At 35.0% G+C, this 14,873-nt stretch carries 12 protein-coding genes; 5 read left to right on the top strand and 7 right to left on the bottom strand.

Annotated features, from left to right (window positions below; all coding sequences use genetic code 11):
- Window positions 1–171 precede the first annotated feature (171 nt).
- Window positions 172–2,160, top strand: a complete 1,989-nt coding sequence (locus CDOMF_RS05395; RefSeq protein WP_260951059.1) for a TonB-dependent receptor plug domain-containing protein — start codon at window positions 172–174, stop codon at window positions 2,158–2,160.
- A 52-nt stretch (window positions 2,161–2,212) separates the two neighbouring features.
- On the opposite strand, the gene CDOMF_RS05390 is transcribed toward CDOMF_RS05395, so the two are convergent.
- From CDOMF_RS05390 to CDOMF_RS05360, 7 genes are read right to left on the bottom strand one after another with little or no spacing between them, the layout of a single operon-like run.
- Entirely contained in the window at window positions 2,213–3,247 is a 1,035-nt protein-coding gene (locus CDOMF_RS05390; protein ID WP_260951058.1) for a D-alanine--D-alanine ligase, read from the bottom strand.
- A 9-nt stretch (window positions 3,248–3,256) separates the two neighbouring features.
- Entirely contained in the window at window positions 3,257–3,811 is a 555-nt protein-coding gene (ruvA, locus tag CDOMF_RS05385; RefSeq protein ID WP_260951057.1) for a Holliday junction branch migration protein RuvA, read from the bottom strand.
- Window positions 3,808–4,362 carry a hypothetical protein gene (locus CDOMF_RS05380; RefSeq protein WP_260951056.1) on the bottom strand — a complete coding sequence of 185 codons (555 nt, stop codon included), beginning with the start codon at window positions 4,360–4,362 and terminating at the stop codon, window positions 3,808–3,810. The genes ruvA and CDOMF_RS05380 overlap by 4 nt, the downstream gene beginning before the upstream one ends.
- Window positions 4,359–5,276, bottom strand: a complete 918-nt coding sequence (locus CDOMF_RS05375) for an MlaD family protein (protein WP_260951055.1) — start codon at window positions 5,274–5,276, stop codon at window positions 4,359–4,361. Before CDOMF_RS05375 ends, CDOMF_RS05380 begins: the two co-directional genes overlap by 4 nt.
- Window positions 5,277–6,011 (bottom strand): ABC transporter ATP-binding protein, encoded by a 735-nt coding sequence (locus CDOMF_RS05370; protein WP_260951054.1) that lies wholly within the window; start codon window positions 6,009–6,011, stop codon window positions 5,277–5,279.
- Between the two features lies 1 nt (window position 6,012).
- Window positions 6,013–7,179, bottom strand: coding sequence for an MlaE family ABC transporter permease (locus tag CDOMF_RS05365; RefSeq protein WP_260951053.1), 1,167 nt, complete (start codon window positions 7,177–7,179; stop codon window positions 6,013–6,015).
- A gap of 4 nt (window positions 7,180–7,183) precedes the next feature.
- The gene (locus CDOMF_RS05360) at window positions 7,184–9,082 is read right to left on the bottom strand and encodes a FapA family protein (protein WP_260953101.1); all 1,899 of its coding nucleotides are present in this window, start codon (window positions 9,080–9,082) and stop codon (window positions 7,184–7,186) included.
- A 142-nt stretch (window positions 9,083–9,224) separates the two neighbouring features.
- On the opposite strand from CDOMF_RS05360, the gene murJ reads away from it, so the two are divergent.
- The 4 genes from murJ (at window position 9,225) to CDOMF_RS05340 (ending at window position 14,864) form a co-directional block, all read left to right on the top strand.
- On the top strand, window positions 9,225–10,625 hold the full coding sequence (gene murJ, locus CDOMF_RS05355) for a murein biosynthesis integral membrane protein MurJ (protein ID WP_260953100.1): 1,401 nt from the start codon (window positions 9,225–9,227) through the stop codon (window positions 10,623–10,625).
- On the top strand, window positions 10,612–11,997 hold the full coding sequence (cysS, locus tag CDOMF_RS05350; protein ID WP_260953098.1) for a cysteine--tRNA ligase: 1,386 nt from the start codon (window positions 10,612–10,614) through the stop codon (window positions 11,995–11,997). Before murJ ends, cysS begins: the two co-directional genes overlap by 14 nt.
- Window positions 11,994–13,724 (top strand): ABC transporter ATP-binding protein, encoded by a 1,731-nt coding sequence (locus CDOMF_RS05345; RefSeq protein WP_260953097.1) that lies wholly within the window; start codon window positions 11,994–11,996, stop codon window positions 13,722–13,724. Before cysS ends, CDOMF_RS05345 begins: the two co-directional genes overlap by 4 nt.
- 72 nt (window positions 13,725–13,796) lie before the next feature.
- Entirely contained in the window at window positions 13,797–14,864 is a 1,068-nt protein-coding gene (locus tag CDOMF_RS05340) for a quinone-dependent dihydroorotate dehydrogenase (RefSeq protein ID WP_260953095.1), read from the top strand.
- The last annotated feature ends 9 nt before the right edge of the window (window positions 14,865–14,873 follow it).

Below are 14,873 nucleotides of genomic sequence, written 5' to 3'. Positions count from 1 at the left end.
AAATTTTACATAAAATATAACAAATAAGCCTTTAAATTCGGCTAAATTAGAAGAATAATATTAAAATTTCATCTCAAAAATAAATAAAATTATAAAATTTATTAAATATATTTTAATGAAAATTAGGGCATTATCTCTATATAAAAATTTAATTTAAGGAGGACTGCTTTAATGAAAAAGTCTATAGCTTTAAGTGCTGTGCTTTGCGTCTGCTTGCATGCAGAGATATTTACTCTTGGTGTAGTCGAAGTTACTGCAAAAGATGAAGGTGTATCGACACCAAACGTATCTGTGGTAAACAAAAAGACTATTCAATTAAACAATGCTAAAACTGTAAGTGACATAGCTAAACTTACTCCCGGAGTTAGCTTAAGAGGAGGAGCTTATGCTAGAAATGAAACCTCTATATCAATTAGAGGTCTTAGCTCTACTCAAATCCCCGTTTATATAGACGGAATTCCTGTCTATGTGCCTTATGATGGAAACATGGATTTAAGTAGATTTACCACTTACGATCTTTCTCGTATAGATATAAGCAAAGGTGCAAGTAGTGTTTTGTACGGACCAAACGCTCTTGGCGGCGCTATAAATATAGTAAGTTTAAAGCCCACAAGAGAGCTCGAGGCCTCTTTGGGTTACGGAGCAAGGGCCGGCAAGGATAGCGGAACGCTTACCAATATTGTAGATGCTAGAGTTGCTACCAAGCAGGAGCTTTTTTATGTTCAAGTTAATGGAAGCTTTATCGAAAATGACGGTAATCCTATGACCTCGAATCATGATTTTGTAAAAGATCATAGCCATGTTGAAAGTAGAGATAAAAAAGTAGGATTAAAACTCGGTTTTACTCCTACCGATAGCGATGAATACGTTATCAGCTATTCAAAGCAAGAAGGTGAAAAAACCGGTAGGCTTTATGAAGGTAGGGATAAGACGGATTTCTTTAGCGATTCTTACTGGTATTGGCCGCAGTGGAATAAAGAGAGTATTTATTTTCTATCCAATACTGATTTTAACAACTGGTATGTCAAGTCAAAAGCATACTATGATAAGTTTAAAAACTCGCTTCACAATATGAGCGATAGTAATTTTAACCAATCGGCACCTGGCAAAAGAGGTTTCAAAAGTAAATACAATGACTATACTTACGGATTTGGATTTGAGGTTGGAGCAAATATAGGCGAAAATAATATCCTTAAATTTGCACCAAGCTACAAAAGGGATGTGCATAGAGAAAGCGATATAGACGTGCCTGTGCAAAGATATGAGGATGAGACACTATCGCTTGCACTTGAGCATACCTATTTCTTTACAGAGAGAACTAATTTAACAACAGGTATAAGCTATGACTCAAGAAAGGCTATCAAAGCAGAGCACTACGGCATACCTGCTTGGGAGAGTAATCCTAAAGCCAAAAAGAGACTATATGAACATCCAACCAAAAAAGACGGATCGTTTAACTATCAAGCCATATTTAAACATAGTTTTACGGATGAAGATGAGCTTATGCTTGGCTTTGCCAAAAAAACAAGGTTTCCAACTATTAAAGATAGATACTCGTTTAGATTTGGTAGATTTATCCCAAATCCTGATTTGAAAGCTGAAGAGGCATATCACTATGAAGTTGGTTATAGTAAGAAGTTCGGTGATGATTTTAGGCTTAATGCCGCAATATTTTATTCTGATATCAGAAAGAAATTTGAGACTATAGTAGTGCAAACAAAGCCTAAAAAAATTGGACAATTTCAAAATATAGGTAACTCCGATATCTATGGGTTTGAATTCGAAGCTCATGCAAATTTGATGAGTAATTTAAAAATGGGTGCAAACTACACATATATGCACGCAGATTCAGGCAAAGATGGGGTTTATCTAACGGGTATCCCAAAACACAAAGGCTTTTTGTATGCAGATCTTAAGATCGCTCCTAAATTTAGCCTTTACATAAGCCAAGAGGGCGAAACAGGCAGACAAAGCAATAGTGACGGCACATTTAAACCCGGTGGATTTATGGTCACAAACGTAAAATTTATCGCAAATATTACGAAAAATCTTAACGTAGATGTGGGCGTGGATAATCTATTTGATAAGGCTTACGAGTATACAGAGGGATTTTTTGGCGACGGCAGAACATTTTTTGCTAACATAAGATATGATTTCTGATATATCTTAAAATTTGCAGGGGGTCACTCTTCCCCTGCTTTCTACTTAAAATTTACAGCTTTCCTTTAGCCGATGTGATTGAGTTTATAAACTGATAATCTATCTTTATATCGCGCTCTTTTGGCAAGTTTTTAGCGAGCGAATTTATAGTCTCTTCAAAGTCGCTAAATAGATAGTTTGCAAGGCTTCCGGGATTTGGATTTATCTCGTTTAGATAGACTTCATCATCTATCACGAAAAAATCACATCTGATAAGCGCTCCGTCAAATCCACAGCTATAAATTCTCTCAAAACTCTCTTTTAGTTTTGCCATAAGAGCCTCGCTTATATCGGCTTCTTTTGCTCTACTCTCGCTTGAAAAGCTCATGTATTTTTGCTCGTAGTCAAGGAATTCTTTCTTTTTTGGCTCTTCGATGATCGAAAATTTTATCTTGCCGTCTATCTTGCAGCCTGCTAGGTTATATTCCTTCACGCCCTCTATAAACGGCTCAACCAAAACCTGAGTGTCAAACTCAAACGCCACGTCCTGTGCATACTCAAGCTCGCCATCATCCTTTACCACGCTTACTCCGATAGAGCTGCCTAGGCGAACAGGTTTTAGTATGACGGGAAGCGCTAAATTTAGTGTATCGCCCCTGCGCAAGACTTCGTATTTTAGCGCCTTAACGCCTGCTTTTACGGCTAAAAGCTTGGTTAGCTCTTTGTTGTAACTCATCGCGCTTGCTTCAAGCCTAGGACCGATATATCTTATCTCGTAAAAATCAAGCAAGGCAGCCATTTTGCCGTCTTCTCCGTCCATGCCGTGTATCAAATTTATAAACACATCAACCTCTATCTTTTTCTCGCCAAACATCCCGCCCGCAAAAAATCCGCCGTTTTTAAGCAGTAGCTTTTTACTCTTTTTATAGTTGCCCGAGCTAAAGAAATTTGCCTTCATGTCTTTTGCTTCGATTAGATAAAACTCCCTAAATTTATCGCAAAATACAAACACCGGCTCGATTTTAAGCATGTTTTTTAGAGCTATTGCGCTTACGATGCTGATTTCATGCTCGTAGCTTCTAGCGCCAAATAAAATTCCAAATTTCATATCTATCCTTTATCCGAGTTTTTTAAGAGCTTCTTTGATAAGCTCGCTTACGTTAGTTGCCGTGCAGGTTGAAAGCGCTTTAGATATCTTATCTCGCTTAAATCCAAGACTCTCAAGTGCCAAGACCGCCTCGTGCTGGTGGCTTGGCATCGCCTCATCGGCTACTAGTTTGGCGTCGCTTAGTTCGGCTATGATACGCCTTGCGGTTTTTACACCGATGCCGGGAACTGATTTAAGAGCGTCCGCATCGCCATTTATGATCGCGTTAGTAAAGGCGTTTGGATTTAGGCTGGAGCATACCGCCATAGCCGTGCTTGCGCCTATGCCGTTTAGTTTGATGAGCATCTCAAACATCCTTTGCTCGCTTGCGTCTAAAAATCCGTAGAGTAAATTTGCGTCTTCTCTGATGATTTGCGTGATGTTAAGCTCTATTTTTTCGCCTTTTTCAAGCTTTGCCGAGCAAAAAAGCGATATGGATATGCCGTATGTCACGCCGCTTGCGGTTTTAAGTAGCAGGTATGCAGGCTCTTTTTTGGTTATTACGCCTTCGATTGCTTTTATCATCTGTATTCCTTAAGTTCGTTTAAAATTTTACTTACTATATCATCCATAGCTAAATTTAGTGCACTTATTGCATCTTGCGGATTATTGCCATCAATAGTTCTTTTTGACGTTATAATAGAGCTGTTTAAATTTTTTTCATCTTTTAAAATAGTAAATCCTAGGCTAATAGTAGCCTCTTTTTCATCAGTTTGAAGTGTAATTAGATTTGTTTTTAGAACTAAATTTCTTCTATCAAAGTTAGCGTCAAGCTCGCAACTACTATTTATTGTGGCAAGAAAATTCTTATATATCATATCGCTTGGTGTCGTTATCCATTTGACTCCCTTGATAGTCTCTACTTGCCCTTTGCTGTTAATTTTAATTATATTTCTTGAATCAAACATGCTAATAACTTTAGTTTGCTCTACAAAAACTAAAATTTTATCTTTACCTTCACACTTACTAAAGCTATTGTTGCCAAGCATAAAATATTCAATAGATGGCGCCGGTTTTGCTATTATTGAGCAACCTGCCATAAATATAGAAAAAACAAAAATAGCCAAATTTCTCATTTTTTATCCTTGTCTTGAGGGTCTTTAAAGAAAAATTCGTAAGGCTTATCCTCCAGCCTAAAAAGAGTCTGCCTAAATTCTTTCAGAGTCTTTTGAAATTCTAAAAATGTAGTTATAGCCTCTTGTGAAAATGAGCTTAAAATATCTTTTATATCATACTCTCCGCTTTTTATCTTTTCTTCCATGATTCTTTGTAAATTTTCTAGCTTAATTGCCAGATTGGAAAAATTATTAGAAAATGAGTTGATATTTTCAAGTGTCTTAGAGCCGTTTTTGGCCAAGATTTGAAACTCCAAAAGAGTATTGTTTAGATTTTCCAAAGAACCATTTATATCGGTATTTGCACTAATATTATTTAAGTTAGCCGCAAGCTCATCAATGGATTTTAAAATGGAAGATATTTTTTTAGTATTCTCTTCGTTTAAAACTTTATTTATATTTGCAAGCGTTCTATCGATATTTTCTGTTAAGCTACTAGCCTTTCCGCCTATTTTTTGAAACAAACTCTCTTCAAGAGTAATATAAGGCTTTTCGCTATCACTAAATATAGGACTATTTTGTGATCCTCTTTGTATATTTAGATAGCTTATGCCTGTTATTCCTTGAATCTCTGCCACTACAGTGCTATCTTTTTTAACAGGAAGCCCTTTGGCAACCCATAATTCAATCTCTATTTGTGCATCTTTTTGGCTTGCAAATTTAATATCTTTTACTATTCCCGCATCAACCCCTATAAATTTAACAGTAGAATCCTTTTTGATCCCGTTTGGAAGGTCATTTGTAAGTATGTAGTATGATCTGTATTCGTTCTTATTATTTCCATAGCTTATCATCCACCATATAAAGCCGGCGGCGATAGACACGACTATGACAAAAAATAGCCCTATAAGAGTATAGTTTATCTTATTTTCCATCTAAATTTTCCTTGCCCTAAAGAGCTCTTCAAGAGGATTGTTTTCAAAGCTTTTAAGCTCGTTTAAATTTCCCTCAAAGGCTATCTTTTTATTTTCAAGTATTAAAAATCTATCTAATATGCTTTGGATACTGTCTATATCATGCGTTACCATCACAACTGTTAGACTAAGAGTATCTCTAAGCTCTAAAACCAGCTCATCAAAAGCCCTTGCACTCATCGGATCAAGTCCGCTATTTGGCTCGTCTAAAAATAGAATTTTGGGGCTTAATACAAGAGCTCTTGCCATAGCGACACGTTTTTTCATACCACCGCTTAGTTCGCTTGGGTAAAGTAGAGCTGTATCTGGTTTCAAGCCTACTTTAAGTAGCCAAAACATCGCTATCTCTTTCATCGATTTTTCGCTCATATTACTATACTCTTTTAGTAGGATATAGATGTTTTCAAGCACATTCATCGAGGTATAAAGCGCTCCAAACTGAAACATCACTCCGCATTTTTGCCTTATCTCTTGTCTTTTTACCTCTCTTATAGACCATAGATCTTCTCCAAGCATCTCTATTCTGCCCTCGCTTGGCTCCTTTAAGTATATCATTGTTTTCATAAGTGTGGATTTACCGCTACCGCTACCACCTAAAAGTCCGTAAATTTCACCCTCTTTGACATAAAAGCTAACCTTGTCATGTATAATTCGATCATTAAATTTAGTAGTTATATCGGTAGCTTTTATTATCATCTTAGACCTCAAGCTGAGTAAATATTATAGAAAATAACGCGTCTGTCATTATTACTCCAAATATTGCATTTACTACGCTTATGGTTGTATATTTGCCTACGCTTTGAGTATTTCCGCCAACTGCAAATCCTCGCCAACACCCTATAAATGCTATAACCATACCAAAAAAAGGAGCTTTAAAAAGACCCACGTAAAAGTGTCTTATCTCTACCTCTTGCTTAAACCTCGCCAAATAATCGCCAAAACTAATATCAAGATATGTCTGACATACTACCATTTCGCCCAAAAGCCCTATCAAATCGGCTAAAAATACAATTATAGGCATAGCAAAAATTAGAGCAATAACTCTTGGCAAGACTAAAAATTTAAAGGGATCAAACCCCATAGTTTTCATAGCATCTATCTCTTCTGTTATCTTCATCACGCCAATCTGCGCGGTATAGCTTGATGCTAGGCGTCCGGCGATAACTATGGCAGCAATCAAAGGTGCTATCTCTCTAAGAGTTAACATACCCATCATCTCGACTATGATTATACTTGCGCCAAACTGCTCTAATAAATTAGCTCCCTGATAAGCTAAAACTATACCCACCAAAAAAGAAGTGAGGCAGACTATAAACGCTGACTTGATAGCGGCATTTTCAAAATGAGCTAAAATTTCTTTGATTCTAAGGGTCTTTGGTATAAAGATAGTTTTTATAAATTTAACTAAAAATTCACCCAAAAAAGTAAAAAACAGAACTGCTCCAAAGTAAAATTCACCTATTTTTTCCCCTATTTCATAAAGAAAATTTTTTGTATTTTTTATATTGATAATTTTCTTTGCAGGAGCAAGAGTGTCTTTTTTAACAGCCATTGACAACTCTTTTTTGATTGATGTAAAAATTTTCTCATGACTACTGCGTAAATTTATAAGCTCATATTTTTTATCCGATTTTTTAACAGCTGAGCTTATAAATAGAGCCGCAGCATAGTCAAGCTCGGTAATTTCTGCAAAATTTAAGATAATTCTTTTAAATTTTTTGGATAATAAAATGGCTGAAATTTGATTTAAAATATCTCTTTTTAATTTAAAATCCCAAGAATTTTTTAAATTTATCTCAAGGGATCCATCGTCTTGAGCCAAACATTCGTAAAAATCGCTTTTAAATTTAAGACCAAAAAACAACTATTTAGGCCTTTCTTATGTTGTTGTTTTTCCTAATTACGTAATCGATCTCTCCGTTTTCATTTTCTACTTTTTTAATTGTTAAAACTCTTGCTATTTCATTTTCTCTAGTTACATAAGATATCTCTCTTGGAGGATCTACTAACTTAAATTTTATCTCATTAAATTCACGCCAGTTACTATAATTTATAACCTTTGAATTAAAAATTCCATCCTGAATAGCCTGAATTTCATCTTTTAGATCTGTTATTTTGGATTTTTTTTCTTCAAATTCACTTAAAAGATTGTTGTATTCATGAACCAATTGCTGATACTCTTTAAGTTTTTTTATGAATGTTACAGGAGGAGAATTTTTAGCAACCCTAAACTCTTCCATCTTCTCTTTTATGATGTTGATAGGACCCTTATTTTCTTCTATAATACACTTTTTGGCTTCAAGCTGTTTGGGTATTTTTACTATCTGCTCTCTAATCTCTTTTATTTTTTGTAAATTTTTATTTATAGTTTCGCCAGTATTTTTTACCATGCTAAAATCTACTAGAATTTTATTGTTTATGCCCTTAAGCTGCCTTATTTCGAGGGTGTCGGCTATGATTATATTTGAATTTGAAGCCAGCACTCCTATCTCTAATTTTTCAGCTATTATTTCACCGCCAAGAACAGATTTTATTTTCGCTGTTTTTGCCTTAACTCTTCCATTCTCAAGACGATCTATCTCAACGTAATCTCCATCAAAGCTTCCTATATGCACGGCTATTTTAGCCTCTTTAGCCTCTATATGAGCTTTTGCGTGAGTTTGTCCGCCAATTTTTACCTTATTTGCTTTTATTACGGCGTTTTGAGCGACATTACCCTCTATGTTTATCTCATTGGCTTCAACACTCATTCCCTCGCCTATGGCATCTTTTGTAACATCTTTTTCTTTTACGTTTAAGACAACATTATTATCAAGTCCCGTATCTATAGATCCGGTTGCTCTAAAGGAGATCTCGTTTACATCAAGCTCTTCTTTGATATCAAATATATTTTTTTGATCGTAAACATACCCTGCTTTTTTGGAATAATATTTTATACCAGAGTCATCCACCCTCTCTTCTATCTCATCGCTATGCTCTATCATCTTTACAACAGTCGTTTTAGGCTCCGTCACAGGCAATAAAGCACCTCTTGCATCACGTCCTGATTCACCTAAAACAGGCTTTTGATATTCTATTATAAGCTCGCCTTGGGCCACTCCAAGCAGATAGCCGCGATTGGCGTAGTTTATTCTGTCACTATCATCTGTCTTTTGAATCTTATTTTTATAATGATATATAATAGAATCATCGATAGAGTCTTTTTTATCTACGCCGGAAGTTACTACAAAGGTATAGTCTTTATCTATTATCTCTTTTACTCTTAAAAACGATGAAATTTTGCTTAGTTCGCTTTTCATAGCCTTATTTCTAATTCCTACTAAAATTCCAACTTTAATTAATTTTTTATAGATAAATTCAGTTACTTTATTTTCAAATTCTTTAAAATAAACTACGTCACTGCTTTTAAAAACTGTAGCTACTATCTTGGTCAGATTTTTATTGGCACTTATGGAGATATCCGGTAGTAAATTTTGTTTTTTTCTTCTTGTGTCAAAAAATTCTACCTTATAGCTTTGTTTTATGTTTTCAACTTGATTTACATAGAATGTATCGTCGTCAAAAATATCAAGTTCGACATCTTCTAATATCTTACTTTCACTATCACCTATTAACTTATATTCTGTAACAATCGATAAAATTTTAAAATCTATAAATTTGCTATCGACATTAAAATTTCTAGCTAAAACAGGAATTTCACTATAAGGATTTATAGTGTCCATTGCAATAGGATCAAGGCAAATTGGCTCTTTTTGACTATTTTCCACCCAACATTCTCTCAAATTTCTTATTTTTAAATTTGTCTATTTTCTCTAAAATTTAATTAAAACTAGTTTATAGGGTCTAGTTTTACGTTTTTTAAATATAAATTTAAATATTATTTCAGCAACAATATCAAAATGGAAATTTATGTTTATAAGAGGCTTTTTTTCAAATAGTGCCGGCATTATGGTGTCTCGAGTCTTAGGATTTTTCAGAGATGTGATGACGGCTTCTACTCTTGGTGCAGGAATTTATAGTGATATATTTTTTATAGCTTTTAAAATTCCAAATCTATTTCGCAGAATTTTTGCAGAAGGAGCATTTGGAGATGCATTATTGCCAAATTTCACTCACTCTAAAAACAAAAGCGTATTTTCTGCTGAAATTTTTTTAAAATTTTTATCTTTTGTAATGATTTTGACATTACTAGTCAATCTATTTGCTCCTCAATTTACAAAAATTATCGCAACGGGTTTAAACGAGAGTCAAATCTCTCAAGCTGTTCCTTTGGTAAAGATAAATTTTTATTATCTTGGGTTAATTTACGTAGTCACATTTATTGCTACCTTGCTTCAGTATAGACAACACTTTATCACAACTGCATTTTCAACCGCACTTTTAAATATAGCCATGATATTTGCACTTATTTTAGCTCAAGGCAAAGAGCCTAAAATTGTCGCTTATTATCTGAGCTTCGGAGTGGTTGCGGGGGGAATTTTGCAGGTAATATCTCATTTGATAGCGCTTTATCTTACCTCTATGTCAAAGATATTTTTTGGAGGAATGATTAAATTTGTCAAAGGAAAAAGAGCTGATACAAAGGGCTTTTTTACTAATTTTTATCATGGTTTATTTGGTTCATCCGCAATACAAATAAGCTCTTTTATGGATACTTGGTTGGCTAGTTTTTTAGTATACGGAAGCATTAGCTATCTATTCTACGCCAACCGTATCTTTCAGCTTCCACTTGCGGTCTTTGCCATAGCTCTTTCTACTGCACTTTTCCCGAAAATAGCAAGAAATCTAAAAGCCGGCAACGAAAAAGAGGCTCTAAAATTTATGAATAAAGGGTTTGAAACTTTATTTTTTCTGCTTTTTGGTGCGGCAATAGGAGGCTTTATATTGGCAGATCCTATTATAAAGCTACTCTTTGAAAGAGGTCAGTTTAATGAGCAAGATACGGCCAATACCGCTCTTGTGTTAAAGGCTTATATGATAGGACTTGTGCCGTTTGGTTTGGCTAAAATTTTTTCAAAATGGCTTCATGCAAAAATGCAGCAAAAAACCACTTCTAAAATAGCGGTAATAACTTTGGTGATAAACTTAATATTGGCAGTTATTTTAATGAAATATTATGGAGCTTTCGGATTAGCATTGGCTAGCTCAATGGGAGGTTTTATACTGCTTATACTAACCATACGAGCCTTTGGGACTAAAAGATTTTTGGCTATAATCAGCTTTAAAAGATTAGGAATTATGGCTATTATTTTGGTCATAGAAATGATCATTTTAATATTTTTAAGGAAATTTATAGATGCAAATTTTTGATAGTGTAAAAAAACAAAAGTTAAATTTTGAGCCTATTGAAACCGGAAAGGTTAGAATTTACGTATGCGGACCAACAGTATATGATGATTCGCATCTTGGGCACGCTAAAAGCGCTATTAGCTTTGATCTGCTTAGAAGAGTATTGATAGAGCTTAAATTTGATGTTAAATTTGTAAAAAACTTTACCGACATCGATGATAAAATTTTAAAAAAGATGGATGAAACCGGTGAGAGCTTAGAATCTATCACCAATAGATATATTAAAAGCTATAAAGATGATATGCGAGCTTTAAACGTGTTTGAAGCCGATATAGAGCCAAAGGCTACCGAGTGTCTTGATGCTATAATAGAGTATATTTTAAATCTAAAAAACAAAAATATCGCCTACGAGATAGAAGGGGACGGAATTTACTTTGACACTGCTCAAGATAACGAGTATCTAAGCCTAAGCGGAAAAGCTAAGAGCGATCAAAATATCGCCAGAGTTGAGTCAAATATCGATAAAAGAAATGAAGAGGATTTTGTACTATGGAAATTTGATGAAAAATGGTACGAAAGTCCATTTGGCAGAGGTCGTCCGGGCTGGCATACCGAGTGTGTGGCAATGATAAAAAAATATCTTTCAAGCGGACAAGATTATGAAATAGATATACACGCAGGAGGTATAGATCTACTATTCCCGCATCATGAAAACGAGGCCGCACAGTGCAGATGCGGCGAGCAAAAAACCCTGGCAAAATACTGGATGCACAACGGATTTATTAAAGTAAACGATGAAAAGATGAGTAAAAGTCTTGGAAATAGCTTCTTTGTTAAAGATGCTTTAAAGCAAAATCTAGGTGAGGTTTTGAGATTTTATCTGCTTAGCTCTCATTATAGAGCTCATTTTAACTATTCTGATGAGGATTTATCGGCTAGCAAAAAGAGGCTTGATAAGATTTATAGGCTCAAAAAACGAGTTATAGACTCAAATTTAGGAAAAGAAAACAAAGAGTTTAAAGAAGAGTTTCTAAATGCCATGAGAGACGATTTAAATACTTCCAAAGCGCTTGCTGCAATAGATGAATTTGTAAAAACAGCAAACGAAAATTTAGATCAAAATCCAAAAGATAAATCTCAAAAAGGTGAAATTTTAGCAAATTTAGAGCTAATAGCCAGAGTGCTTGGGATTTTACAAATCGATGTATATGAGTATTTTCAGTTTGGCGTAAGCGATGAGGAAAAAACAAAGATAAAAGGTTTAATAGAAGAGCGAAATGAAGCCAAAAAGCTAAAAGATTACACTAAAGCGGATGAGATTAGAGAGAAGCTTGCCTCTATGCAAATAGCCATTATGGATACTCCAAGTGGCACTATGTGGGAAAAAGTATGAAATCTATGAGTTTAAAGGACGTGTTTAGACGGTTTACACCATACTTTAAAGACTATATCCCGCAATTTGCCTTAGCCATAACCGGTATGCTTTTAGCCAGTGGAGGCACTGCGGCATCAGCCTGGGTTATAGAGCCGGTATTAAATAAAATTTTTATAGACAAAAACAAAGAGTTATTATATCTATTGCCATACGCCATAGTCGCGATATACTTTTTAAAGGGTCTTGGAACTTTTCTGCAAGCTTATTTTACGGCTTTTATAGGACAAGACGTAGTGCGTAGATTTAGAGAGAAGCTACTTGGAAATTTGTTAAATTTAGATATGAAATTCTTTAACGACTTTCGTACAGGAGAGCTTATAAGCCGAAATATCAATGACATAGAGCGCATAAGAAGCATAGTTTCCTCAATGATTCCTGAGATGATAAGAGAGAGTATTACTATAGTGGGGCTGTTATGCGTTGTCATATATCAAAGCGCTCAGCTTGCTTTTTTTGCTCTTATAGTGCTTCCTGTAGCGATATATCCGCTCTCTTTACTTGCAAAAAAGATGAAAAAACTATCAAAAGCGGCGCAAGAGAAGACTTCTGATATTAGCTCTAGGCTTAGTGAAATTTTTACAAATATTGAGATAATTAAGGCAAATAATGCTCAAAAATACGAACATGGCAGGTTTATAGACGAAAACAATAAATTTTTTAAGCTAAATTTAAAAAGCGTCAAAATAGATGAATCCGTAAGTCCGATAATGGAGGTTATCGGCAGCATAGGTGTTGCCGCGGTTGTAATAATAGGTGGCAAAGAGGTCATTGACGGACAAATCACCATGGGAAGCTTCTTTTCGTTTTTGACCGCACTTTTTATGCTATATACTCCGGTTAAAAGAATCTCAAAGCTTTATAACAAGGTTCAAGATGCCGTAGCTGCCGCAGAGAGGACATTTGAGTTACTTGACAAAACCCCATCTATAAAAAGTGGAGATAAAGAGATTCCTTTGGTTATAGAGTCGGTTAAATTTAAAGATGTGAGACTAAATTATGCAGATAAAGAGATATTAAAAGGTATAAATTTGACCGCTTTAAAATCTCAAATGATAGCACTTGTAGGCTCAAGCGGAGGAGGCAAAAGTTCAATCGTAAATTTGCTGATGAGGTTTTATGATGCAAATAGCGGAGAAATTTTAATAAACGAAACAAATATAAGAGAATTTGATATAAGATCTTTGAGGGATAATATCGGCCTTGTTACTCAGCGCGTATATATATTTAACGATACGATTGCAAATAACGTAGCTTACGGAAGAGAATTTGATGAGGAAGCTGTGATAAAAGCCTTAAGGATGGCTAATGCTTATGAATTTGTTTGTGCGCTTGAAGATGGGATTAATACGATTTTAAATGAGTTTGGCACCAATCTTTCCGGAGGTCAGCGCCAAAGGATAGCTATCGCAAGGGCTTTATATAAAGATCCGCAAATTTTGATATTTGACGAGGCTACATCGGCTCTTGATAACGAGAGTGAAAAAGAGATCACAAAGGCGATATCAAATTTACAACACGAGAAGATAATTATCGTCATAGCCCACCGTCTAAGTACGGTTCAAAATGCCGATAAAATAGCCGTTATAAACGGTGGTAAAGTAGTAGGATTTGGCAATGATGAAGAGCTTAGTCAAGGCTGTGAAATTTATCAAAAGCTAAAAGGCTCTTTGCCTAAGATAGGATAGTTGTAAAGGTAATAAAAATCGCTAATTTAAGCTCTGTTTTGATAAAATCAGCGAAAATTTAAAGGAAAGATCTTGAATTATAATAATTTAAAAACTATTTTTTTTAAATTTCAACCAGAAACTGCACACGCGATAGCGGAGTGTACGATGGTCTATGCAGATAAGATATTTCCGGGTTCAATGAGTTTTGTTGCCAATAAATGTGTCGTAAATGATGCTAGACTTCAGCAAAATTTATTTAATTTGGTTTTTAATAATCCTATAGGAATCGCTGGAGGATTTGATAAAAACGCTACTATGCTAAAACCGCTAACGGCACTTGGATTTGGTCATATAGAGTTTGGGACCTTGACTCCCAAGCCCCAAAGCGGAAATAAAAAACCTCGTCTTTTTAGGCTTGTAGAAGAAGAGAGTATCCAAAATGCAATGGGTTTTAACAATGAGGGGGCAAAAAAAATAGCAAAAAGAGTTCAAAAACTATACCCTTTTGTCATACCTCTTTTTGCAAATATAGGCAAAAATAAAGTAACTCCAAATGAAAACGCACTTGAAGATTATGAAAATTTAACTAAAGAATTTAGCGATATTTGTGATGCTTTTGTTATAAACATCTCTTCTCCAAATACGCTAAACCTGCGTGATCTGCAAAATGTAGAGTTCGTGAAGGAGCTTTTTAACAGGCTAACTTCTATAACTACAAAACCTATTATTTTTAAGATTGCACCAGATATGGACGATGAAAAAGCAGTTGAAATTTGTAAAACAGCAGTCGAAGGTGGTGCAAGCGGGGTTATCATAAACAATACAAGCGTTGATTATAGCCTTAGTAAATCACAAAATTTACAAAATTTTGGCGGACTAAGCGGTAAAGTGATTACTGAAAAATCTCGACGCCTCTTTAAGATCGTAGCTGATGAATTGTTTGGTAAAACCGTATTAATCGCAAGTGGCGGTATAGATAGCGGCGAAGAGGCTTATAGGCGTATTAGAATGGGCGCAAATTTGGTTCAAATTTACACCGCTTTTATATTTAGAGGTCCTGCTGTTTGTAGGTATATTAATTTAGAGCTCTTAGAGCTGCTTGAAAGAGACGGATTCGCAAATATTAGCGAAGCCGTGGGAATAGATATAGGAAAATAAGGAAAAAAT

The sequence above is a fragment of the Campylobacter sp. RM16187 genome (assembly GCF_025319965.1).
Classification (GTDB): Bacteria; Campylobacterota; Campylobacteria; order Campylobacterales; family Campylobacteraceae; genus Campylobacter_A.
Note: the sequence above shows the minus strand (reverse complement) of the source record. Positions and strands in the feature narration are given on the sequence as shown.

Bases quoted from the DNA above. Each gene is read 5' to 3' on its own strand.
- CDOMF_RS05395 (WP_260951059.1), top strand. From the start codon at position 172: ATGAAAAAGTCTATAGCTTTAAGTGCTGTGCTTTGCGTCTGCTTGCAT.
- CDOMF_RS05390 (WP_260951058.1), bottom strand. From the start codon at position 3,247: ATGAAATTTGGAATTTTATTTGGCGCTAGAAGCTACGAGCATGAAATC.
- ruvA (WP_260951057.1), bottom strand. From the start codon at position 3,811: ATGATAAAAGCAATCGAAGGCGTAATAACCAAAAAAGAGCCTGCATAC.
- CDOMF_RS05380 (WP_260951056.1), bottom strand. From the start codon at position 4,362: ATGAGAAATTTGGCTATTTTTGTTTTTTCTATATTTATGGCAGGTTGC.
- CDOMF_RS05375 (WP_260951055.1), bottom strand. From the start codon at position 5,276: ATGGAAAATAAGATAAACTATACTCTTATAGGGCTATTTTTTGTCATA.
- CDOMF_RS05370 (WP_260951054.1), bottom strand. From the start codon at position 6,011: ATGATAATAAAAGCTACCGATATAACTACTAAATTTAATGATCGAATT.
- murJ (WP_260953100.1), top strand. From the start codon at position 9,225: ATGTTTATAAGAGGCTTTTTTTCAAATAGTGCCGGCATTATGGTGTCT.
- cysS (WP_260953098.1), top strand. From the start codon at position 10,612: ATGCAAATTTTTGATAGTGTAAAAAAACAAAAGTTAAATTTTGAGCCT.
- CDOMF_RS05345 (WP_260953097.1), top strand. From the start codon at position 11,994: ATGAAATCTATGAGTTTAAAGGACGTGTTTAGACGGTTTACACCATAC.